23 protein-coding genes and 1 riboswitch are annotated in these 22,606 nt (G+C 66.8%); of the genes, 15 read left to right on the top strand and 8 right to left on the bottom strand.

The genetic code is table 11. The features are described from left to right. Positions 1–22: 22 nt before the first annotated feature. The 3 genes from HND92_RS04305 to HND92_RS04315 all read right to left on the bottom strand — a co-directional run bounded on the left by HND92_RS04305 (position 23) and on the right by HND92_RS04315 (position 3,255). On the bottom strand, positions 23–679 hold the full coding sequence (locus tag HND92_RS04305; protein WP_135148817.1) for a c-type cytochrome: 657 nt from the start codon (positions 677–679) through the stop codon (positions 23–25). Positions 680–775: 96 nt separating this feature from the next. Then, positions 776–1,612: an HAD-IIB family hydrolase gene (locus tag HND92_RS04310; RefSeq protein WP_103738624.1), complete on the bottom strand. Its 837-nt coding sequence runs from the start codon at positions 1,610–1,612 to the stop codon at positions 776–778. A gap of 17 nt (positions 1,613–1,629) precedes the next feature. Then, positions 1,630–3,255, bottom strand: a complete 1,626-nt coding sequence (locus HND92_RS04315) for a peptide chain release factor 3 (RefSeq protein WP_172206130.1) — start codon at positions 3,253–3,255, stop codon at positions 1,630–1,632. A gap of 138 nt (positions 3,256–3,393) precedes the next feature. Next, positions 3,394–3,475, top strand: a riboswitch (S-adenosyl-L-homocysteine riboswitch). A 66-nt stretch (positions 3,476–3,541) separates the two neighbouring features. Here HND92_RS04315 and ahcY point away from each other — a divergent pair. The 5 genes from ahcY (at position 3,542) to HND92_RS04340 (ending at position 8,348) form a co-directional block, all read left to right on the top strand. Continuing rightward, positions 3,542–4,972 (top strand): adenosylhomocysteinase, encoded by a 1,431-nt coding sequence (gene ahcY / locus HND92_RS04320; protein ID WP_103738640.1) that lies wholly within the window; start codon positions 3,542–3,544, stop codon positions 4,970–4,972. Between the two features lie 112 nt (positions 4,973–5,084). Then, positions 5,085–6,083, top strand: a complete 999-nt coding sequence (locus tag HND92_RS04325) for a TlyA family RNA methyltransferase (protein ID WP_172206132.1) — start codon at positions 5,085–5,087, stop codon at positions 6,081–6,083. Further along, entirely contained in the window at positions 6,080–6,919 is an 840-nt protein-coding gene (gene metF / locus HND92_RS04330) for a methylenetetrahydrofolate reductase [NAD(P)H] (protein ID WP_012655616.1), read from the top strand. The genes HND92_RS04325 and metF overlap by 4 nt, the downstream gene beginning before the upstream one ends. Positions 6,920–6,988: 69 nt before the next feature. Then, positions 6,989–7,612 carry a DUF4124 domain-containing protein gene (locus HND92_RS04335; protein ID WP_172206134.1) on the top strand — a complete coding sequence of 208 codons (624 nt, stop codon included), beginning with the start codon at positions 6,989–6,991 and terminating at the stop codon, positions 7,610–7,612. 19 nt (positions 7,613–7,631) lie between these two features. Beyond that, complete coding sequence (locus HND92_RS04340; RefSeq protein ID WP_253940102.1) at positions 7,632–8,348, top strand: septal ring lytic transglycosylase RlpA family protein; 717 nt, start codon at positions 7,632–7,634, stop codon at positions 8,346–8,348. A 44-nt stretch (positions 8,349–8,392) separates the two neighbouring features. Here the strand turns inward: HND92_RS04340 and HND92_RS04345 are convergent, their stop codons facing one another. Then, on the bottom strand, positions 8,393–9,283 hold the full coding sequence (locus HND92_RS04345; RefSeq protein WP_012655618.1) for a 23S rRNA (adenine(2030)-N(6))-methyltransferase RlmJ: 891 nt from the start codon (positions 9,281–9,283) through the stop codon (positions 8,393–8,395). Between the two features lie 215 nt (positions 9,284–9,498). On the opposite strand from HND92_RS04345, the gene HND92_RS04350 reads away from it, so the two are divergent. The 6 genes from HND92_RS04350 to erpA all read left to right on the top strand — a co-directional run bounded on the left by HND92_RS04350 (position 9,499) and on the right by erpA (position 14,116). After that, positions 9,499–11,385: a serine/threonine-protein kinase gene (locus HND92_RS04350; RefSeq protein ID WP_172206136.1), complete on the top strand. Its 1,887-nt coding sequence runs from the start codon at positions 9,499–9,501 to the stop codon at positions 11,383–11,385. Between the two features lie 153 nt (positions 11,386–11,538). Continuing rightward, complete coding sequence (gene rplM / locus HND92_RS04355) at positions 11,539–11,967, top strand: 50S ribosomal protein L13 (protein WP_011804079.1); 429 nt, start codon at positions 11,539–11,541, stop codon at positions 11,965–11,967. Between the two features lie 10 nt (positions 11,968–11,977). Next, positions 11,978–12,370 (top strand): 30S ribosomal protein S9, encoded by a 393-nt coding sequence (gene rpsI, locus HND92_RS04360; RefSeq protein ID WP_011804080.1) that lies wholly within the window; start codon positions 11,978–11,980, stop codon positions 12,368–12,370. 141 nt (positions 12,371–12,511) lie between these two features. Then, a complete protein-coding gene (locus tag HND92_RS04365) occupies positions 12,512–13,228 on the top strand; it encodes a DUF6776 family protein (protein WP_012655620.1) in 717 nt (238 codons plus the stop codon). Between the two features lie 54 nt (positions 13,229–13,282). Then, a complete protein-coding gene (locus HND92_RS04370; RefSeq protein ID WP_011804081.1) occupies positions 13,283–13,681 on the top strand; it encodes a polymer-forming cytoskeletal protein in 399 nt (132 codons plus the stop codon). 60 nt (positions 13,682–13,741) lie between these two features. Continuing rightward, complete coding sequence (gene erpA, locus HND92_RS04375) at positions 13,742–14,116, top strand: iron-sulfur cluster insertion protein ErpA (RefSeq protein ID WP_011804082.1); 375 nt, start codon at positions 13,742–13,744, stop codon at positions 14,114–14,116. 62 nt (positions 14,117–14,178) lie between these two features. On the opposite strand, the gene HND92_RS04380 is transcribed toward erpA, so the two are convergent. Together HND92_RS04380 and HND92_RS04385 are read right to left on the bottom strand one after the other, a co-directional pair. Beyond that, positions 14,179–15,300 carry an anhydro-N-acetylmuramic acid kinase gene (locus HND92_RS04380; protein ID WP_172206138.1) on the bottom strand — a complete coding sequence of 374 codons (1,122 nt, stop codon included), beginning with the start codon at positions 15,298–15,300 and terminating at the stop codon, positions 14,179–14,181. A gap of 12 nt (positions 15,301–15,312) precedes the next feature. Beyond that, complete coding sequence (locus HND92_RS04385; protein ID WP_172206140.1) at positions 15,313–16,677, bottom strand: M23 family metallopeptidase; 1,365 nt, start codon at positions 16,675–16,677, stop codon at positions 15,313–15,315. Positions 16,678–16,870: 193 nt separating this feature from the next. Here HND92_RS04385 and tyrS point away from each other — a divergent pair, with 193 nt between their 5' ends. Then, positions 16,871–18,103: a tyrosine--tRNA ligase gene (gene tyrS, locus HND92_RS04390; protein ID WP_172206142.1), complete on the top strand. Its 1,233-nt coding sequence runs from the start codon at positions 16,871–16,873 to the stop codon at positions 18,101–18,103. Between the two features lie 70 nt (positions 18,104–18,173). Here tyrS and HND92_RS04395 read toward each other — a convergent pair whose 3' ends face one another. Both HND92_RS04395 and HND92_RS04400 read right to left on the bottom strand, forming a co-directional pair. After that, complete coding sequence (locus tag HND92_RS04395) at positions 18,174–18,329, bottom strand: hypothetical protein (RefSeq protein ID WP_172206144.1); 156 nt, start codon at positions 18,327–18,329, stop codon at positions 18,174–18,176. A 251-nt stretch (positions 18,330–18,580) separates the two neighbouring features. Then, positions 18,581–19,591, bottom strand: a complete 1,011-nt coding sequence (locus HND92_RS04400; protein WP_011804087.1) for a LysR substrate-binding domain-containing protein — start codon at positions 19,589–19,591, stop codon at positions 18,581–18,583. A gap of 224 nt (positions 19,592–19,815) precedes the next feature. Between HND92_RS04400 and HND92_RS04405 the strand changes: the two genes are divergently transcribed. From HND92_RS04405 to HND92_RS04415, 3 genes are all read left to right on the top strand, one after another. Beyond that, positions 19,816–20,184, top strand: a complete 369-nt coding sequence (locus tag HND92_RS04405) for a DUF2917 domain-containing protein (protein ID WP_253940103.1) — start codon at positions 19,816–19,818, stop codon at positions 20,182–20,184. Positions 20,185–20,375: 191 nt separating this feature from the next. Next, positions 20,376–21,806: a bifunctional UDP-N-acetylglucosamine diphosphorylase/glucosamine-1-phosphate N-acetyltransferase GlmU gene (glmU, locus tag HND92_RS04410; protein WP_172206148.1), complete on the top strand. Its 1,431-nt coding sequence runs from the start codon at positions 20,376–20,378 to the stop codon at positions 21,804–21,806. 4 nt (positions 21,807–21,810) lie between these two features. Then, complete coding sequence (locus tag HND92_RS04415) at positions 21,811–22,581, top strand: ATP-binding protein (RefSeq protein WP_172206150.1); 771 nt, start codon at positions 21,811–21,813, stop codon at positions 22,579–22,581. The last annotated feature ends 25 nt before the right edge of the window (positions 22,582–22,606 follow it).

Raw genomic sequence — 22,606 nt, forward strand, 5'->3', positions numbered from 1 at the left:
ACCCGCCCGAGCGGGCGGTGCTTCACTGCATCGACGAGACGTACGCCACCAGCGACTCGATGTCGGCGTCCGTGAGGAGCTTGGTGTTGGGCGTCATGATCGAATGGGCGCGCGTGTTTGGGCCGTCGCGGTAACGCTTGAGAGTGCTGCGCAGGTAGTCGGTCTGCTGGCCGGCAATGCGTGCGATCTGGTCGTTGCCCCGGCCCATGTCGCCATGGCAGCGAAAACAGTTCTTGCCGAAGATCTCCTGCCCCTTGGCCAGCAGCGCTGCGTCCGCCACGGGTTTGGGAGTGACGGGCTGCGCGGCGTAGAAGAGCACCATGCCGATCTTCTCGTCGCTGTTCATCGCGCGGATCATGCCTTCCATGAACTCGTAGCGGCGGCGCCCGTCTGCGAACTGCCGCACCTGCTCCAACAGATAGGCCGGGTTCTGGCCCGCGAGGTTGGGTACCGAGGGTTTGGTGCTGTTGCCTCCGTCGCCATGGCAGTTGGCGCACACCGCCGAGACCTTGCGGCCCACCTTGTAGAGCTCGTCGGCCAGCTTGGGGTCCGCCATGGCTTGCTGCAAGCGCGTGTCGATGTCCACCTTGCTGCGGCCGGCCTGGGCCATCGCCGCGGGTTGCCACGCCAGCCCGGCGAACAACGCCAGCGCCAGCATTGCGGGAATGCGCCTTGCCATGGTGTAACCCTTTTTGTGAAAAGGGTCATTTTAGAAGGCGAGTTGTGAAGCCCCGGTGGCGTTTTGGTAGTGCAACGCGCACCTGGACGGTCGATGTCAGCGATCGTTGATGGCAAGCAAGGATTGCGCAAGTTCTGCAAACCCTGCCCCGCGCTCGCCCTGCGTCACATAGCGCGGCAGATGCTGCAGTTGGGGCACGAAACGCGCAATATTGGCCACACCCACGCTGTGCGGGAAGTGCGCAAACATGAGCTGGTCATTGGTGGAGTCACCGATGTAGACCCAGCGCTCCAGCTCGGCGTCCAGATCGCGCCCGAACAGCTCGCGCACGATCCATCGCGCACCCTCCAGCTTGTTGTGCGCGCCAAACCAGCCGTTGATGTGGATGCTGCTCACGGTGGCGTTCATGCCCGCGGCATGCATCAGGGCGACAGCCTGGTCGATGGCCGCCTGGGGCAGGTGCGTGAATTCACTGTGGTCGATGGCGATGTCCGTCTCGCGCCCCGGCGAGTCGGTGGCGCGCCGGGCGCCGGGCACGGCGGCTTCAATCTCGGCCAGCACCTGTTGCATGCGCGCGAAGTTGGAGGCGCGCGTGGCGGCGTCCTGTTGATACAACTTTAATAGCTGCTCGCGCTTATCGCACGGGGACTGTAGGCCATTTGGGGCAAAATTTCGGGACGCCCGCAGCAGCGCCACCGCACCGTTCTCAGCAACGATGCTGTCCACCGGCCAGGCAGCGGCAAAAGGCTCGCTCCAGCCCACCGGCCGGCCCGTGATCGGAATGACGTGCAGCCCTGAGGCTTTCAGGTCGGCCAGCGCCTGCAGGGCATCGGCGGTGATGGCGCCATCGGTGGTCAGGGTGTCGTCGATGTCGGTGAGCACGCCGGTGATGCACGTGCGCGCCAACTCGTCCCATGAGGCAAGAGGGTGCATGGCGGATGGGGGTCGCGTCAACTGTTCTGCAACGCCAACCCCGCATGCTCCCGCAGCGGATGGAAGTGAATCTTCGGGAACCGCTCCTGCGCCAGCCGTACGTCATATGGGCTCGTGCACAGATAGGCCAGCGTGTCCGCCGCATCGCGCGCCATGCGCATGGGGTAGGCGTTCTCGAACTCGCGCAGTTCGGCCGGCGTGTCGGCGGTGATCCAGCGGGCTCCCGTGTACTGGCAGGCTTCCAGACGGATGTCGCAGTCGTATTCGGTGTTCAGACGGTGCTGCACCACTTCGAACTGCAGCTGGCCCACGGCACCCAGCAGCATGTTGCCGCCGGCCTCGGGCTTGAAGACCTGGATGGCGCCTTCCTCGCCCAGTTGCATCAGGCCCTGCTGCAGTTGCTTGGTGCGCAGCGGGTTCTTCAGCACCACGGTCATGAACATTTCGGGGGCGAAGAACGGCAGGCCGGTGAACTGCAGGTTGGCACCGTCGGTGATGGTGTCGCCCAGCTGCACGCCGCCGTGCGTGGTGAAGCCGATGATGTCGCCGGCGTAGGCCTCTTCCACCGCCTCGCGGCGCTGGCTCATGAAGGTGACCACGCTGGTGGGGCGCAGTTCCTTGGCGGTGCGCTGCACCTTGAGCTTCATGCCGGGCGTGTACTTGCCGCTGGCCACGCGCACGAAGGCGATGCGGTCGCGGTGGTTGGCGTCCATGTTGGCCTGCACCTTGAACACCACGCCCGAAAAGCCTTTGTCTTCGGGCAGGATGGTCTTCTCGACGGTCTGCTTGTTGACGACGAGCGAGCTCTTGCGCGGGCCGGGCGGGGGCGACATGTCCACCACCGCATCCAGCACTTCCATCACACCGAAGTTGTTCACGCCCGAGCCGAAGAACACCGGTGTGAGCTTGCCAGCCAGGAAGGCTTCATGGTCCCAGGGCGCCGAGGCACCTTGCGCCAGCTCCATGCTTTCCAGTGCGTCGTCAAAGGCCTGACCGAAGCGCGCGCGCAGCTTGTCGGCATCGGCCAGCGGAATGACCTCGAAGTCCTGCGGGCGCTTTTCGCTGCCGGGGGCGAACACCGTCATGGTCTGCGTGCGCAGGTTGATGATGCCGCCGAAGCTCTTGCCCTGGCCCACGGGCCAGGTGATGGGGCAGCAGGGCATGCCCAGCTCACGCTCCACCTCGTCGAGGATGTCCAGCGGGTCGCGCACCTCGCGGTCCATCTTGTTGACGAAGGTGATGATGGGCGTGTCGCGCTGGCGGCAGACCTCGATCAGGCGGCGCGTCTGCGCCTCCACGCCGTTGGCCGCGTCGATCACCATCAGGGCCGAATCGACGGCCGTGAGCACGCGGTAGGTGTCTTCCGAGAAGTCCTTGTGGCCCGGCGTGTCCAGCAGGTTGATGACATGGTCGCGGTAGCTCATCTGCATCACGCTCGACGCCACCGAGATGCCGCGCTGCTTCTCGATCTCCATCCAGTCGGACGTGGCGTGGCGGCTGGCCTTGCGGCCCTTCACGGCGCCGGCGATCTGGATGGCGCCGGAGAACAGCAGCAGCTTTTCCGTCAGCGTGGTCTTGCCGGCGTCGGGGTGGGAGATGATGGCAAAAGTCCGGCGGCGCCGGGTTTCTGGGGCGTACGACACAGTGATTCTGGGTGAGGGCCGCGCGGTACGCTGCGGCCGGTGCGAGAAGAGGCGGGCGCACCCTGCGGGAGCGCCCTGGCATTGGGCGGGGATTCTACGGCGCAGCGCGTGGTGCGGGGGCGCCGGTATAATCTTGCACTTTCCGAGGAGCGTTGCAGCGTCCCCAGCACGGCGGGGCGCGAGGCTCGGAAGTCATACCCAGCAACGACGCTCACCCACGCCTTGCGGTGCGGTGAGCCCCATCCCCCAGGCGCGGTTTTTTCAGATACCCATCAAGGAAACCACCATGAGCGCTGTTCTCAAGTCCCCAGCCGACTCCGCGATTGCCGATATCTCCCTGGCCGACTGGGGCCGCAAGGAAATCCGCATTGCCGAGACCGAGATGCCCGGCCTGATGGCCATCCGCGAGGAATTCGCGGCCAAGCAGCCCCTGAAGGGCGCACGCATCACCGGCTCGCTGCACATGACCATCCAGACGGCCGTGCTGATCGAGACCCTCAAGGCCCTGGGCGCCGACGTGCGCTGGGCCTCGTGCAACATCTTCTCCACCCAGGACCACGCCGCCGCCGCGATTGCCGCCACCGGCACGCCGGTGTTCGCCATCAAGGGCGAGACCCTGGTGGACTACTGGGACTACACCCACCGCATCTTCGACTTCGGTCCCAAGGGCAGCGAGGGCGAAGGCCCGAACATGATCCTGGACGACGGCGGCGACGCCACGCTGCTGATGCACCTGGGCAAGCGCGCCGAGAAGGACGCCTCCGTGCTGGCCAACCCCGGCAGCGAGGAAGAGCGCATCCTGTACGCCGCCATCAAGGCCAAGCTGGCCGAGGACAGCACCTGGTACAGCCGCAAGAGCGCCCAGATCATCGGCGTGACCGAAGAGACCACCACCGGCGTGCACCGCCTCAAGGAAATGTCGGCCAAGGGCACGCTACTGTTCCGTGCGATCAACGTGAACGATTCGGTGACCAAGAGCAAGTTCGACAACCTGTACGGCTGCCGCGAGTCGCTGGTGGACGGCATCAAGCGCGCCACCGACGTGATGATCGCCGGCAAGGTGGCCGTGGTGGCGGGCTATGGCGACGTGGGCAAGGGCTCGGCCCAGGCGCTGCGCGCCCTGAGCGCCCAGGTGTGGGTGACCGAGATCGACCCCATCAATGCCCTGCAGGCCGCTATGGAAGGCTTCAAGGTCGTGACCATGGAGTGGGCCGCCGACAAGGCCGACATCTTCGTCACCACCACGGGCAACCGCGACGTCATTACCTTCGAGCACATGAAGGCGATGAAGGACCAGGCCATCGTCTGCAACATCGGCCACTTCGATAACGAGATCCAGGTCGCCAAGCTCGAAGAGCACTGCCAGTGGGAAGAAATAAAGCCCCAGGTCGACCATGTGATCTTCCCGGACGGCAAGCGCATCATCCTGCTGGCCAAGGGCCGCCTGGTGAACCTGGGCTGCGGCACGGGCCACCCCAGCTTCGTGATGTCCAACTCGTTCGCCAACCAGACGATCGCGCAGATCGAGTTGTTCACCCACCCCGAGGGCTACGACGTGGGCAAGGTCTACGTGCTGCCCAAGCACCTCGACGAGAAGGTGGCGCGCCTGCACCTGAAGAAGGTGGGCGCCATGCTGACCGAGCTGAGCGACGAGCAGGCCGCCTACATCGGCGTGCCGAAGCAGGGCCCCTACAAGCCCGACACCTACCGCTATTGATTGTTAAAAAGCATAGCTGCTTGCGCTTGCCAGTAGTCGTTTTCAGCATGAAAAATTGCTGAAATTGGCTCGCTGCAAGCGCTGCCAGCTATCGATATGAGAGGATAGCGCGATGCGCGCGGACGTATTTCTGGTGGAAGGCGGCTACGCGGCCACCCGGTCGCAGGCCCAGCGGTTGATTGCCGCCGGCGTGCAGTGGCGCCTGGCGCCCACGCTGCCGTGGCAGAAGGTGGCCAAGAACGGCGACGACATTCCTGCGGGGGTCGAGGTGCAGCTGCTGGACGCTGCGGAGGCCAAGTACCTCTCGCGCGGCGGCCTCAAGCTTGAAGGCGCGCTGGCGGCCACGGGCATGCAAGTGGCTGGCCTGCGCTGCCTGGACGTGGGGCAGAGCACCGGCGGTTTCACCGACTGCCTGCTGGCACATGGCGCTGCCCAGGTGATTGGCGTGGACGTGGGTCATGGTCAGTTGCACGAGCGGCTGCGCGCCGACCCGCGCGTGGTGTGTGTGGAGGGCCTGAATGCCCGTGCCCTCACGCCCGAGGCGCTGCACGACGCCTGCGATGTGGCGCTGTCCGAAGTCATCGAGGACGCGGAAGACAACGACACCCAGCCCCAGGCCCCCTACGCCTGGATGCGCAACGGCGGCATGGTGGACGATGAGTACGACGACAGCGACGACGCCAAGGAGCATGAGATCGAGAGCTTCAAGGCCGAGCGCGCCGCCAAGGCCAAGGCACGCGCCGAGGGCTCTTTGCCCGTGCAGCGCCGCCGCCGTCCCGAGTGCGAGGGTGTGGATATCACCCCAGCGTTCGATCTCGTCACCGGCGACCTGTCCTTCATCTCGCTCACGCTGGTGCTGCCTGCGCTGGTGCCCCTGCTGAAAGAGCAGGGCCAGCTGCTGATGCTGGTCAAACCGCAGTTTGAGTTGCAGCCCGGCCAAGTGGGCAAGGGCGGCATCGTGCGCGACCCGCAGCTGTATCCGCAGATCGAGCAGCGCATCCGCGACTGCTGCACGGAGCTGGGGCTGCACGTGGTGGCCTGGATCGATAGCCCCATCGAGGGGGGCGACGGCAATCGCGAGTTCTTCATCCATGCAAGGAGGAAGGCATGAGCCTTTCCACGGCCTTTCCGGTCAGCTTTGAATTCTTTCCGCCCAAGACGCCCGAAGGCGCCGACAAGCTGCGCGCCGTGCGCCAGCAGCTGTATGCGCGCCGGCCCGAGTTCTGCTCCGTCACCTACGGCGCGGGGGGCTCCACGCAGGCGGGCACCTTCGGCACGGTGCGCGAAATCCTCGCCGAGGGCGTGAGCGCGGCCTCGCACTTCTCGTGCATCGGCGCCACCAAGGACGGCGTGCGCGCGCAGCTCGCCGAGCTGAAAGCCATGGGCGTGAAGCGCCTGGTTGCGCTGCGCGGCGACCTGCCCAGTGGCTATGGCATCGGGGGCGAGTTCCATTACGCGAGCGATCTGGTGGCGTTCATCCGCGCCGAGACGGGGCGCGACTTCCACATCGAGGTGGCTGCCTACCCCGAGGTCCATCCCCAGGCCCGTTCGTCGGATGCCGACCTGCAGGCCTTTGCCACCAAGGTGCGCGCGGGCGCCGACTCGGCCATCACACAGTACTTCTTCAATGCCGACGCCTACCTGCGCTTCGTGCAGGACGTGCGCCGCCTGGGGCTGGACGTGCCCGTGGTGCCGGGCATCATGCCGATCATGGGCGCGTCGCAGCTGCTGCGCTTTTCGGACGCCTGCGGCGCCGAGATCCCGCGCTGGATCCGCCTGCGCCTGCAGGGCTATGGTGACGATGTGGCGAGCATTCGCGCCTTCGGCCTGGATGTCGTCACGCACCTGTGCGAGCAACTGCGCCGCGAGGGCGTGCCGGGCCTGCACTTCTACACCATGAACCAGAGCGCGGCCACGTTGGAAATCTGCGACCGCCTGGGGCTCTGAAGCGGCGGGGGTGGGTAATATCGGCAGCTTTTTCCCGTCCTCTTCCTCCTTCCCCTGCGCGTTTGCGGTATGAGTCCCGTCATTGCCTTCCTGCTGTTCACCACGCTGTCGCTTGCGATGGCATCGCCCGCGTCGGCGCAGACGCGCTATTCCTGCCGCGACGAGCAGGGCGCCGTCTACACCCTGGCGCGCCCGTGCCCGAAAGGCATGGTGACCAGCGCCGTCTCGGCGGGGCCGGTGGAGCCGCGTGCAGAGCCCCGCAGCTACGCGCCCACCCCGTCCCGGCGCAGCAGTGCGATGCGCGAGGTGCCGGAATACGAGAGCTACATGAGCGGGCGCTGCCGCACGCTGCAAAACAGCATCCGCGGGGCATCGGCCAACGGCTCCAGCTACGACGTCATCGCAGGCATGCAGCGCGAATACCGGCGCGACTGCAGCGACGAGGAGAGCGATGCCGCCTCGCGCTACTACCGCGAGCGCCGCGAGGCACGCAGCCAGCGCCGCACAGAGCGCGAGCGCGAGGAACAAGCCCAACTGGCGCAGGAGGAGCAGGAAAGCCGCAAGGCGCTGCAATGCGCGGAGTCCAAACGCATCCTGGCCGCCAAGAGAGCGCGCACCGACCTGACACCGGGTGAACGCAATGATCTGCGCCGTTTTGAGACCAACGTCATCACCCGCTGCGGCGACTTCTGACCCTTTTCATCCCGGCCGCATGGGACGGTGGTTGGCCGGCGTGCTGTTGGCGGCCGTGCTGGCGGGTTGCGCGGCGCCACCCGCCGATGCGCCCCCTGTAATAGCACATGGCCCGTCGCAGGCACTGCCGGGACCGGCGGGCGCGCAGGCGGACAGCCCACCCGACTCCGGTGTATCGGCCCCGCCGCGGGCTCGCAAGGAGGGCAGGGTGCGCTCGGCACCGTCTTCTCCGCGTGAAGCCGATACCGCCATCGAGCGCGGCCGCGAAGACGAGGAAGAAAGCGGCGTGCTGCTCGGGCGCGGGCTGGCCTCCTGGTACGGCGGCAGCCTGCATGGCCGGCGCACGGCCAGCGGCGAGCGTTTTGACTGTGGGGAACTCACCGCCGCGCACCGCACGCTGCCTTTCGGGGCGCGGGTGTGCGTGCGCAGCCTGGTCAACGGCAAGGTGGTGGTGGTGCGCGTCAATGATCGCGGACCGTTCGCGCCAGGCCGGGTCATCGATCTGAGCCAGGCCGCGGCGCAGGAACTGGGCATGGTGGGCTTGGGCATCAAGCCCGTGGAGATCTGGCACATGGGGCCGGACGACGACAGCTGCCCCGAAGATCTGCCGGAGCTGGACCCGTCGTCCACGCCCGCAGCCTCGCCGGCCGCTGCTCCAGCGGGCGCCGCGCAAGCGCGCACAAATCAGGGCGCAGCGCGCACTACTCCCCGCAAGAGCCGGGCCCGGCGGCGCTAAACCACGGCGTCCCAGGGATCGTGCGGGCGCCGCTGGCCGGGGGCTTAACCCACCTCCAGCGTGTGGGACGCGTTGCGGTCCTGGGCCAGCAGTTGTGCCATCTGCGGCAACGCCTCGCGCAGCACGCCCTGCAGCGTGAAGGGAGGGTTGACCACGAACATGCCGCTGGCCGGCAGGCCGGGCCGGCGCGCGCCTTCGCCGGCCGCAGGGGAGGCCAGTTTGCTGGATTTCACGGTCAGCGTCGCATGCAGCCAGGGCTTGCCCGCCTTCTGGGCCAGCGTCTTGAGCCGGCGCGGCAGATCGTGCGCCTCCGCCCGCGGAATGATGGGGTACCAGACGGCATACACGCCGGTCGCAAAGCGCTTCAGCGCATCCTGCAACAGCGCCTGCACGCGCAGGTAGTCGCTCTTGATTTCATAGCTGGGATCGCACAGTACAAGCGCGCGGCGGGCCGGTGGGGGGATGAATTTCTTGACACCCTCAAAACCGTCCTCCTGCAGCACGGCCACCTGCCTGCCTGCTTCAAGCTGGGCTATGTTGCCTGCGAGGGAGCGGGCGTCGGTGGGGTGCAGCTCGAACAGTTTGAGCTTGTCCTGGGCGCGCAAGAGGCGCTGCGTGATGAAGGGCGAGCCGGGGTAGACGCGCGTGGCATCGCCCTGGTTGAAGGCGCGCACCATGTCCACGTAGTCCTGCAGCGCGGGTGCCAGGGCGGGAGGAGCCGCTGGCGGCACGAGGCGCAGGATGCCGTCCGCGGATTCGGCGCTGGTGGAGGCATAGTCTCCGTCGAGCCGGTACAGGCCCGCGCCGGCGTGGGTGTCCAGAACGGTCAGGGCCGCGTCTTTCTGTAGAAGGTGTTGCAAGGTGGCAATGAGCACCGTGTGCTTGAGCACATCGGCGTGGTTGCCTGCGTGGAAGGCGTGGCGGTAACTGAACATGCACCCAATGGTAACCAGCGCCATCGCGGGCACAATGCGGGTCCGCCTGGTACGGGAAGTGATGTTTTTGGCAGACAGGATGCGCTTTGTTGCGCGTCGGCCTGGCTGCCTGGCGCATCATGGCGTCCGCTGCGGCGTGCCGCGGTGCTTCCTCCGCTTCCTCGTTAGACTTCGCTGCCCTCGCTGATCCGCATCCCTTGTCCGCAACGCACTCCATGTCTTCGCTCCCCCCCCGCTTCACGCCCGCCAGCGTCGCGCACCACGTCGACGCCCTCCCGGCGGGCACCCGGTTGGGAGAGTTCGAGATCGTGGCGCTGCTGGGCGTGGGTGGCTTCGGCATGGTGTACCAGGCGTTCGACCATTCCCTGCTGCGTTTCGTCGCGATCAAGGAATACATGCCTGCCGCCCTGGCGGGCCGCGCGGACGGGCATTCGCTCTGGGTGCGTTCCTCGTCGGACGAGCAGTCTTTCCAGGCGGGCCTGGCCTCGTTCGTGGACGAGGCGCGCCTGCTGGCGCAGTTCGACCATCCCTCGCTGGTGAAGGTCTTCCGGTTCTGGGAAGCCAATCACACGGCCTACATGGTCATGCCCCTGTACAGCGGCTTGACCCTCAAGCAGGCGCGCGCGCACATGCGCACGCCGCCCCCCGAGGAATGGCTGCGCAAGGTGTTGTGGTCGGTCACCAGCGCGTTGCGGGTGCTGCACGATGGACAGACGCTGCACCGCGACATCTCGCCGGACAACATCTTCCTGCAGGACCATGGCCCACCAGTGCTGCTGGACCTCGGCGCCGCGCGGCATGCGATCAGCGACCGGGACCAGAAGCACACGGCCGTGCTCAAAGTCAACTACGCGCCCATAGAGCAGTACACGGACGCGGCATCGCACCTGCACCAAGGGCCGTGGAGCGACCTGTATTCGCTGGGCGCCGTCGTGCATGGCTGCCTGTGCAACGACACGCCGCTGCCCGCTACTCTGCGTGCCATACGTGACCGCATGGTGTCGTTCTCCCGCGTAGCACGCACGGTGCGCAAGCAGTTCGGCGTGGAATACTCGCGTCCGTTCGTCGATGCGGTGTCGCAATGCCTGGCGCTGCAGCCGCAAGACCGTCCGCAATCGATCGACGCGTTCCTGCAGACGATGGGCATGACGGCGGCGCCCGCGGGACTGGACGGGTTCGACTTCCGTGCCGAACTGGGCTCCATCTGGGTGGAGCCCTCGAGCAAGGATGCGCAGGGCGTGGCAGTCCCGATGATCGACCTCACGGCGATGTCGCAGCCGCAGGATTCCCGGCCGCAGGCCGCCACCGTTGTGGCGGCGTCGGCTAGCGCGCCGGCAGACCTCATGGTGTCAACCGTGGAGCCTGCGACCGTGTTTGCGGAAACGGTTGCCGATGCGGGCGACACGCAGGCCTTCGCAGATACGCGCGAGATGCCGCAACATGACGCGCCGACCGGTACACGCCACCCGACGCGCGCGCGCGCACCCCGCCCCCAGAAGGCTGCACGCCATGCATCAGCCCCCCGTGTTGCCAGAGCAGGTCATGGCGGACGGGCACGGCTGGTGTGGGGTATGGCTGCCTCTCTGGCGCTGCTGGTCATCGCCAGCAGTCCGTGGTGGGGAGGCCGGGAGAGCGCGCCGCGGTATACCCCCGAAAACGAGATCATCACGGAACTTGCGTCACCAGCGCCAGCACCGGAGCCGGCAGAGGTGGTGATGGTGTCGCATGAGGCGGCGGACCCCGCGTCGGCGGCAATGGCAATGCAGCCAGAGGCTGCGTCGGTGGCTGAGGCCCGGCCGGCGGCCGTCTCCAAACCCCGGCTTGCGCGCAAGGCTGCCGAGGCGACCGCGCCTGCCCCAGCGCCCGCCCCTGTGGTTCCGGCTCCCGAGCCGGCGCCACCTCCCCCTGCGCCGTCACGCCCTGCGGTGCCCGCAAGGGTGCCCGGGCCTGACGAGGCCTGCGAGGCATCCAGTTTCTTTGCACGCCCCTTGTGCATTCACGAGCAATGCCAGAAGCCGGGGCTGGCCAACCATCCCGTTTGCGTGGAAAACCGCCGCCGGCAGGAAGCCGAGGAGCACAGGCGACAGCTTTACTCGCAGTAGGGCACTGCGCAGCGGTCGATTTTGTATAATGGCCGGCTTCGCAGCGATTTTTAGGTCCCGCGGCGAAGCGCACATCCCACCTAAGAGGCTTTCATCAGAAAAGCACCGACCGTGGAAAAGGACCGCCAAACCACCTCTAGAAAAGAGAAACTCATGTCCACATTCAGCGCAAAGCCCGCTGAGGTCGTGCACGAGTGGTTTGTGATTGACGCCACCGACAAGGTGCTCGGCCGGGTAGCCAGCGAAGTTGCCCTCCGTCTGCGCGGCAAACACAAAGCCATTTACACGCCTCACGTTGATACCGGCGACTACATCGTCATCATCAACGCCTCCAAGCTCAAGGTCACCGGCACCAAGTCCCTGGACAAGGTGTACTACCGCCACTCGGGTTATCCCGGCGGTATCACGGCCACGAACTTCCGCGATCTGCAAGCCAAGCACCCCGGCCGCGCGCTGGAAAAGGCCGTCAAGGGCATGCTGCCCAAGGGCCCGCTCGGCTACGCCATGATCAAGAAGCTCAAGGTGTACGGCGGCGCGGAACATCCGCACACCGCTCAGCAGCCTAAAGCGCTGGAAATCTAAGGAGCCTTGAATGATTGGTGAATGGAACAATGGCACCGGCCGTCGCAAGTCCAGCGTCGCCCGCGTGTTTCTGAAGAAGGGTTCCGGCAAGATCACTGTGAATGGCAAAGACATTCAGCAGTACTTCGGCCGCGAAACCTCGATCATGATTGCCAAGCAACCCCTGGCGTTGACCAACCATGTCGAAACCTTCGACATCCAGATCAACGTGCACGGCGGTGGTGAATCCGGCCAGGCTGGCGCTGCCCGCCACGGCATCACCCGCGCTCTGATCGACTACGACGCGACGCTGAAGCCCGCACTGAGCCAAGCCGGCTTCGTGACGCGTGATGCTCGTGAAGTCGAACGTAAGAAGGTCGGTCTGCACTCCGCACGCCGCGCCAAGCAGTTCTCGAAGCGCTAAGCCTCGGCCACTGCCTTGCGTTATGCTGCAGCGCCCCTCGGCGTGCTGCAGACTGCAGAAACCGCCCTTCGGGGCGGTTTTTTTGTTTTTGGGCGTTGCCGCGGGCGGCGACCATCCCACTGAAAGAAACGTGCACTGCCCATGCGTTACCGACTGCTGCGCCGCCGCCTCACGATCTCCGCTCCGCGCGTCACCGTGCGCAGCGCGCTTCCGTGGCCGCTGCGCTGGGCGGCCGTGGCCATCGTCCTGGGCCTGTGCGCGGCCATGACGCTGTGGGCCTTCGACCTGGGCAAGCGGATCGCCGGGCTGGACGCGGGCAGCCGGGAGGAATTGCAGCGCCTTCGTGCAGAGGTGTCGCAGTTGCGCGAGCACAACCGTCTCCAGCACGAAAAGCAGGAAGCCGCGGGCAGCCTGCGCATAGCCGAGCAGGCGGCCATGGATCGCCTGCTGGAGCAACTGCGGCAACTCGAAGCCGACAACCGCAGCCTGCGGGAGGACCTGGGCTTCTTCGAGAAGCTGACCCCCACCGGCAAGCCTGGCAACCTGACCATCCGCGGGCTGCACGCCGAGACCTTGGAGGGAGGTGGGCAGTTGCGCTGGCAGGTGCTGGCCATGCAGCCCATGCGCAATGCGCCGGAATTCAAGGGTCGGCTGGAACTGCTGCTGGCGGGCACGCTGAACGGGGCGGAGTGGTCCTCCACGTCTCCAGCGGTCATCCAGCCGCTTCAGTTCCGGCAGTACCGACGGGTTCAGGGCGTGGCGGCCCTGCCGCCGGGCGCCATGGTAAAAACCGTGACCGCGCGCCTGATGGATGGAACCTCGTTGCGCGCGGCCCAGACTTTTTCACTAGAGCCATAGGGCCCGGCTGCGGACCCGCATGGCAATGACTACTACACCCCGAGGGAATACCACATGTTTTCGCGCAAGAAGCCACCCCCGATCAAGAGCCTGATTGCGCAAGGAACGCGCGTGCAGGGCGATGTGCTGTTCGCTGACGGATTGCGGGTGGATGGCGAAGTGATCGGCGACCTGCGGTCTTCGGCTGAACCCAGCATTGTGGTGGTGTCCGAATCGGCAAAGGTGGAAGGTGCGGTGCATGCCGCCCATGTCATCGTCAACGGAACGGTGGAGGGGCCCGTACATGCCACGGAGCTGCTGGAGGTTCAGCCCAAGGCGCGGATCACCGGTAACGTGCATTACAAGGCCCTTGAAATGCACCAGGGCGCGGTGATTGCCGGGCAGCTCTGCCCGGCCGCGCCGCTGCTGCTGGAAGAAAAGCCCACACTGAAACTGGCGTCAAACGCACAGTGAACGGAGCGCTGGGGGGCTATGCCTTACCATCGAAACAAAGACTGACCCAAGGAGCCCTTCATGAGCGCCGTTGCCGAGAACACCACGACCGAGATGCCCGCCCCCATCCTTTTCACCGACAGCGCCGCCGCCAAGGTGGCCGAGTTGATTGCCGAAGAAGGCAATCCTGACCTCAAGCTGCGGGTCTTCGTGCAGGGCGGGGGATGCTCGGGCTTCCAGTATGGTTTCACATTTGATGAAATCACGAACGAAGACGACACCACCATGACCAAGAACGGTGTGTCACTGCTCATCGATGCCATGAGCTACCAATACTTGGTGGGTGCAGAGATCGACTACAAGGAAGACCTGCAGGGTGCGCAGTTCGTCATCAAAAACCCGAATGCCGCCTCGACATGCGGCTGCGGCTCCAGCTTCTCCGTGGAAGACCACTGACGCACAGCCCATGAGAATCCGCCGCCTACGGGCGGCTTTTTTATGGCTGCGTGGCAGGTCGCTCAGGCGGGGTAGATGGCGCCGAGGATGCGCTCCCCGCGGGCGCCTGTGACCGCGGGCAAGCTGGCTGTCTGGCCGCTGACGCATTGATGCGCCAGCCACGCGAAGGCAGCCGCTTCGACCTGCAGGGGAGGCAGCCCGTGGTGATCCGAGCTTTCGACGCGAACCGTCGGCGCCAATTGCCGCAGGCGCTCCATCAGATAGCGGTTCAGTGCCCCGCCGCCGCAGACGATCAACAGCCGGCAGTCGCGTGCGTGCCGTGACAACTCCTGGACGCACGTAAGGGCCGTGTACTCGGCAAGGGTGGCCTGGACATCCTGGGGCGCGGCGCCCACGGCGCTGGCCGCAAGGCGTGTGGCCAGCCATTGCGGATGGAACAGGTCACGCCCCGTGCTCTTGGGGGGCGCAAGGGCGAGGAATGGCTCGTCCAGCATCGCCTCCAGCAGGGCGGGCAGGACATGGCCGCTGCGTGCCCAGGCGCCTTCGTGGTCGTAGGGCTGCCCCGTATGCCGCTCGCACCAGTGATCCATAAGGGCGTTGGCCGGGCCGCAGTCAAACCCCACGGTGGTCCCGTCGGCCCGCAGGATGCTCAGATTGGAAATGCCCCCCAGGTTCAGCACCGCCACGGTGCGTCCGGCTTGGCCGAACACGCCGCGGTGGAAGGCGGGCACCAGCGGCGCGCCCTGGCCGCCCGCCGCCACGTCCCGGCTGCGGAAGTCGGCCACGACGGTGATGCCGGTGATTTCAGCGAGCAAGGCGGGCTGGTTGAGTTGCAGCGTGTAGCCCGTGCCATCGAACGCCTGCGGCCGGTGGCGCACCGTCTGCCCATGCGCGCCCAGGGCCTGCACCGCGGCCGCCGTGAGGCCCGCTTGGTCCAGCAGACGGTGGACTACCTTCGCATAGGTACGCGCCAGCGCATTCGCGGCGAGCGCCGCGCGGTGCAGTTCGTCGTGGCCGGTGCTGTTGAGAGCGAGGAGTTCTGCTCTTAAATCAGGAGCTAATGGCGCTGATGCATGCTGGGCTACAGTGCATTTTTGGCCTGAAAAATGCGCGAGCACACCATCCACGCCGTCCAGCGACGTGCCCGACATCAGCCCGATGAACCACCGTGGCGGCGTATCCATGGGCGAAGGGCGTTACTCGGCGCTGGCTTGCAGGATCTGTGCGGCGGAGGACAGCTGCACGCGCATGTTGCCGGCCAGGCGGTCGAATGCCGGGCGTGCGGCGGCCGAGACCGGCTGGGCTGCCTCGCTCTGGCGCGCAATAACCATCGGGTCCTTGTGCTCGCCCGCGACGCGGAATTCGAAGTGCAGGTGCGGGCCCGTGGCCCAGCCGGTGGAGCCCACGGCGCCAATCTTCTGGCCCTGCTCCACGCTTTCGCCCTTGCGCACGTCGATGCGGCTCAGGTGCGCGTAGACGGTGACGTGCTGGTTGCGGTGCTTGATGTACACCACGTTGCCGTAGCCGTTCTGCACGCCGGCGAAATCCACCACGCCGTCGCCTACCGTGCGTACGGAAGTACCGGTCGGTGCCGCGAAATCGGTACCCAGGTGCGCGCGCCAGGTCTTGTGGATGGGGTGGAACCGCATCGCAAAGCCGCTGGAGACGCGGGAGAACTCGACCGGCGACGACAGGTAGGCACGGCGCATGCTCTCGCCGTCCAGTGTGTAGTACGAGCCCTTGGTGGCTCCCGGCTCCTGGAACCAGACGGCGCTGTGGGTCTTGTCGCCATTGTGGAACTCGGCGCTCAGCACGCGGCCGCTGCGCAGGGGCTCGCCATCTGCCTCCAGGGTTTCATACACCACCGAGAAGCGGTCTTCCTTGCGCAGGGCGCGCCGGAAATCGATGTCACCGGAGAACACCTCTGCCAGCTGCACGGCGACGGCGTCGGGAATGTTGGCGGCATCCGTTGCCGCAAACAGCGAACTGCGGATGATGCCGCCCGCCAGGCGGCTGCCCACCGTCAGCGGCGCCGTCTCGATGCGCGAGGCGAAGCTGCCGTCCTGCTGGCGCTCGACCACCAGGCGCTTGAAGCTCCCGCTGTCGTCGGGGGCCCAGCGCGCCGTCAGGCGGGTGAGGCGGTGGTCGTCGGTCGTCTCGGCGGACATCGAGCGGCCGGCGCGTCCCAGCAGGTTCTGCCGCACGTTGGCGTCACTGCGCAGGAAGGCCGAAGCCGCGGGGTCTGCCACGCCCAGGCGCTGCAGGATGCTCTCGGCGGTATCGGCGCTGCGGGTGACGTCGGAGCGGTACAGCGCGTACTGCGGGATGTCCACCAGCGACGACAGCGGCTCGTTTGCCGCCAGCGATTGCACGGCCTGCGTGACGGTGCGCACGGGCAGGTCGGCCGGGTCGGGCGCGAACGAAGCCACTGCGAAGGCACCGCCGCCGCCGGTGAGCAGCAGGGTGGCCACGGCGGCGGTGATGCGTTTTGGATGTTTCTGAACGGACTGCTTCAGTTGGTTGAGCAATACCAGGCAGGCGGTCGTCAAGCCGTTGTTCAAGAGTCTTACCCCAGGCGTCTGTGTGCTTCCAGGCCCCGGGCCAGGGGTCTTAAAGGGCGGGAGGCACTGTCAATGTCGTAGTGCAGTGGAAGGGAGCAAACGCCGGGCGTACGGGTGGCCCACTAGAATCCACGGCTGGAAAGTGCCCGGAAGTATAGTCGTTGGGGCCCTGGCGGCACCCCAAAAAACCCTTATGAATCAATCTGCTGTTACAACATTCCCGGTGACCGATGGTGTAGGACGGGCGCTTGAAGTCTCCCTGCGCGGGGTCGACGAGCTTCTGCCCCAAGAAGAATGGACCCAGAAACTGGCGCGTTCGGAGGCCACGGGCCAGCCGCTGCGCATCAAGCTCGGGCTGGACCCCACGGCGCCGGACATCCACCTGGGCCATACGGTGGTGCTCAACAAGATGCGCCAATTGCAGGACCTGGGCCACCAGGTCATCTTCCTGATCGGCGACTTCACCACGCTGATCGGCGACCCGTCGGGCCGCAACAGCACGCGCCCGCCCCTGACGGCCGAGCAGATCAAGGTCAACGCCGAAACCTACTACACCCAGGCGGCCAAGGTGCTGGACCCAGCGCGTACCGAGATCCGCTACAACAGCGAGTGGTGCGACCAGTTGGGTGCGCGCGGCATGATTCAGCTGTCGGCCAAGTACACCGTGGCACGCATGATGGAGCGCAACGATTTCCACCAGCGCTTCACCGACGGCAGCTCCATCAGCCTGCACGAGTTCCTCTACCCGCTACTGCAGGGCTATGACTCGGTAGCGCTCAGGAGCGACCTGGAGCTGGGCGGCACCGACCAGAAGTTCAACCTGCTCATGGGACGCCATCTGCAGCAAGAATGGGGGCAGGAGCCGCAGTGTGTGCTCACCATGCCGCTGCTGGTGGGGCTGGATGGCGTGGACAAGATGTCCAAGTCCAAGAACAACTACATCGGCATCACGGAGGACGCCAACTCCATGTTCGCCAAGGTGCTCTCCATCTCGGACACCCTGATGTGGGACTGGTACACGCTGCTGTCGTTCAGGAGCCTGGACGAAATCGCTGCGCTCAAGGCCGAGGTGGCGGCAGGCCGCAATCCCAAGGATGCCAAGGTGATGCTGGCCAAGGAGATCACCGCGCGCTTTCACAGCGCCGCGCTGGCCGACGCGGCCGAGCAGGATTTCGTCAACCGCAGCAAGGGCGGCATCCCCGACGACATTCCCGAAGTCCGCCTGGCGGGCGCGCCCCTGGGCATCGGTGCGCTGCTCAAGCAGGCCAACCTTGCGCCCTCGACCAGCGAGGCCAACCGCCTCATCGACGGCGGCGGCGTGCGCGTGGACGGCGGCGTGGTCAGCGACAAGGGCCTGAAGCTGGAAGCGGGCAGCTACGTGGTGCAGGTCGGCAAGCGCAAGTTCGCGCGCGTCACCCTGGCCTGACGCCCGGCGGGGCGCGACCGCGCTCCCGCTTTGCCAAGCCACTGCGCGCAGTGGCTTTTTTCATGCCCTTTCAGGCCAGGGCGACGGTGCGTTGCGCCTGCAGCGCCTCGCGCATGAACGGCAGGTAGGCGCGGTCCACCTTGCAGATGTGGTGCACCAGCCATTGCTGGTCGTCGATTTCGGGCAGGCCAAGTTCCAGTTCCGCGGTCCAGGGCATGAAAGGCATACAGGGTCTTCTCTTCTGTCCATTGGTGTTGTCGGGGGCGGGGCATAGCCTGCCGACGGTCGCAGACCTTTGCGTGACAACCCATAAGGGAAGACCATGTCATTCGCATGGATTTGCATGGGCCTTGATCTTTGTCACACGAAGCGCCCGGCTGCGTGAGCGGTTTGCCACGCATTCCTGAGCAAAAAAAGCCAAGCGCGCCCGCCCATCGCGCGCTAGACGCTATAAATAGAGGAGCGACCGTGCCGCGCTCAGGAGATGTCGTCGTTCAGATCTGTGTCCGGCACTTCGCCGACGGCTTGGCGCGTGGCTTCGGCCTGCAGCAGCAGCCAGGCGCTGAACGCCTGGATTTCGGGGCGCTGGCCGCTGCGCGGGCCGACGACCAGCCAGTACACCAGCGGAGAGTCCAGCCGGTGGCCCGGCAGCACCTCCTGCAGGTCGCCCGAGGCGAGGCTTTCCGCGATCAGCGGCATGCGCGCCAGCGCCAGGCCCTGTCCGGCCAGCGCGGCCTGCACGATCTGCTGCGCGTAGTTGAAGTACAGCCAGCGCTTGGGCTGCAGCCGCCCCAGGCCGTGCAGTTCGAACCAGCGCCGCCAGGTGATCCACTCGAAATAGGGCATGCGGTGCGCGTCGCCTGCCTCGATGAGCGTGAACTGCGCCACGTCGGCCGGCGTGCGGATGGGCGGCATGCTGTTGAGGAGCCAGGGGCTGGCCACCACCGCCAGTTGCTCGCCAAACAGCCGCTGCGCGCCCGCGGCCTGCGTGCCGGGCACGCTGGAGCGCAGGGCCAGGTCCACGTCGGCCGTCTCCAGGTCCACGATGGTGTCGGTTGCGTCGATGCGGATGTCGATGTCAGGGTTGTCGCGCTGGAATTCCTCCATGCGCGGGATCAGCCACATGGACGCAAAGCTGGCCCAGGTGGTGATGGCAACGCTCTTGCGCCCCGCCGTCTGGCGCACCAGGCGCACGGCCGCGTCCATGCGCTCCAGCGCGGGCGCCACGGCGCGCTGCAGCTGGCCGCCGGCGCTGGTGAGCTCCACGGCGCGTGTGTGGCGCAGAAACAGGGGCACGCCCACTTCGTCCTCCAGCGCCTGGATCTGGCGGCTCACCGCCGACTGGGTCAGGGCCAGTTCCTCGGCCGCGGCGCGGAAGTTCAAATGCCGCGCCACAGCCAGAAATGCGCGCCAATGGCCTACGGCCACGGGCCGGGTGCGCAGATGCGCGATGGGAGGAGCGCTGGCGGGCAAGAGGGGGGAGTTCATGGCAGATTGATGACCATTGGGAATCAAAATGCTAGCGCTTTTTCATCGATCGCGCAGCAGGCTGCTCAGGCAGCAGGTGCACCGCTGGCGGTTGCCGTCCCCCCGGGGCATGGGGTGATACGGTGATTGATGCCGTTCCGTAATCGATGAGGCCTTCCGTTTTCATTGGACGGTGCCCGGGTCGCAGTCGCACACTGACGTCACTTCAAAGGGTTTACCAGGAGATGACCGTGACCACCTCGCAAGTTCTGCATTCGCAAGCCTCCAGCGTTCCCGCCGGCGTTGCCGGACCGGAACTGTGCACCATTCCCCAGGGCGCGGCGCGCAGCCTGCACCCCCGCGCGCCGATGCAACTGCGCGTGGTCAGCGGCCTGGCCTGGATGACCTTGAGCGACGGCCCCCATGGCTGGCGCGAGGATTCGGGGGACCTCATGCTGCACGCGGGCCAGAGCGTGTGCGTGGCCTCCGGCCAGCACGCCGTGGTCGAGCCGATGGGCCGCGAGCCGCTGCAGTTCCAGTGGCGCAGCGCCGCCGCGGTGCGCGCATCATCACCGCAGCACGCGGCCCCCCGGGGCGATGTCTGCCGCGCCTGACCGTCCGGCTATCGCATCAAACTGGCTGCTAGCGCCCGCCATTCGGGCGCTAGCAGCTATTTTTTTAGGAGCGATCAGAGGCGGTGGTGCCTCCGCGCCGCAGAGGGGCAGCGCATGGGCGGCGGGATAATGGCGGCGGGCTGCCGGCCTGGGCTGGCAGGACACGACGACCTTCCACTCTCCACACCTTCATGACAGCACTGGACATCATCATCATGGCCGCGGGCAAGGGCACGCGCATGAAAAGCCGCATTCCCAAGGTCTTGCAGCGCCTGGCCGGCCGGCCCCTGCTGCACCATGTGCTGGGCCAGGCCGCCAGCCTGCAGGCGCGCCGCGTGGTGGTGGTAACGGGCCACGGCGCTACAGAAGTAGAAGCTGCTTGCGCAGGATCGGCGGGCGTTGGAGGCACTTTTGACTTGAAATTCGTGCGCCAGGAGCCGCAGCTGGGCACGGGCCACGCGGTGCAGCAGGCCACGCCCGCGCTGGCGGGCGATGGCACGGTGGTGGTGTTGTCGGGCGACGTGCCGTTGACCCAGGCCGCGACGCTGCGCGCGCTGGTCGAGGCCGGGGCGGGCGAGCGCCTTGCGCTGCTCACCGTGCGCCTGCCCGATCCCACAGGGTACGGCCGCATCGTGCGCGGCGAGGGCGGAACGGTGCAGCGCATCGTGGAGCACAAGGACGCGAACGATGCCGAGCGCGCCATCGACGAGGTCTACAGCGGCATCATGGCCGTGCCCGCGCAGCGCCTGGCGGGCTGGCTGGCGCGTCTGACCAACGACAACGCGCAGGGCGAGTACTACCTGACCGACATCGTGTCCATGGCCGTGGCGGACGGCGTGCCCGTGGCGGCCCACTGCATTGGCGATGCGCTGCAGGTGGCGGGCGTGAACAGCCCCGCGCAACTGGCCGAGCTGGAGCGCGCGCACCAGCGCGCCCAGGCCGCGGCACTCATGGAGCAGGGCGTTCGCCTGGCAGACCCCGCGCGCTTTGACCTGCGCGACGATGCGCGCAGCGGCGCGCGCGGCGAAATCCTCTGTGCGCAGGATGTGGAGATCGACGTGGGCTGCATCTTCACCGGCCGCGTGGAACTGGGCGAGGGTGCGCGCATCGGCGCCTATTGCCACATCAGCAACGCCACCATCGCCGCGGGCGCTGTGGTCCACCCCTTTACCCACATCGATGGCGAGAAGGCCGGCGCCCATGTGGGCGAAGGCGCACTGATTGGTCCCTTCGCGCGCCTGCGGCCCGGCGCGCAACTGGGGCGTGAGGTGCACATTGGCAACTTCGTGGAGGTGAAGAACAGCACGCTGGCCGACGGCGCCAAGGCCAACCACCTGGCCTACCTGGGCGACGCCAGCGTGGGCGAGCGCGTGAACTACGGCGCCGGCAGCATCACCGCCAATTACGACGGTGCCAACAAGCACCGTACGGTGATCGAGGCCGACGTGCACATCGGCAGCAACTGCGTGCTGGTGGCGCCCGTCACCATTGGGGCGGGCGGCACGGTGGGTGGCGGCTCCACCATCACCAAGGACACGCCACCCGGGGGGTTGAGCGTGGCGCGTGGCCGGCAGGTGAGCATCGCGAACTGGAAGCGCCCCGCCAAACAGGCCAAGGGTTGAGGCCATGACCGGCGAGGGCATTCCACCTGCGGACACGCTGGCGCAGCTGCGCAGCGAACTGGCCCAGGCGCGCCAGCAGATCAGCGATATGGCGGCGGCGCAGGAGGACTTTCTACGGGGTGTGTCGCACGACCTGCGCGCGCCGCTGCGCCACGTCACCTCCTATGGCGCGCTGGTGCGCGAGGTACTGCAGGAGCAGCCGCCGCAGGTGGACGAGGCGCTGGGTTTCCTGGCCACGATGGAGCAGTCCGCGCGCCGCATGGCGCAGATGATCGACGGGCTGCAGGCCATCGCCCGCGCGCGCAGCGCTGCGCTGCGGCCCCGGGCCGTTGCGCTGACCGTGGCTGTGCAGGAGGCTCGGCAGGCTTTGGGTGCGGCGGCCGAAGGCGCGGCATGGAACATTGCGCCGGATCTGCCCGTCGTGCAGGCCGATGCCGAGCTGTTGGCCCAGTTGCTGGTGCAACTGCTGGGCAATGCGGTGAAGTTCTCGCGCGGCGTGGCGCAGCCCCGTGTGCAGGTGCAGGCCGAACCTGCGGCCCAGGGCGGTGTGCGCATCACCGTGCGGGACAACGGCGTGGGCTTTGATGGCACGCGCGCGCAGCAGCTCTTTGGCGTGTTCCAGCGCATGCACCGCGAAGCCGAATTCGAGGGCGTGGGCGCGGGTCTCGCGCTGTGCCAGGCGATCGCGCAGCGCCATGGCGCCCACATCCAGGCCACCGCGGCGCCCGGTGCGGGCTGCACGGTGGCGCTGGAGTGGCCGGCTGCGGCGCGGTAGCGGCCTGCGCTTGCCGCACTTCCCG

This window comes from Diaphorobacter sp. JS3050 (genome assembly GCF_013154915.1).
GTDB classification, from domain to species: domain Bacteria; phylum Pseudomonadota; class Gammaproteobacteria; order Burkholderiales; family Burkholderiaceae_C; genus Diaphorobacter; species Diaphorobacter nitroreducens.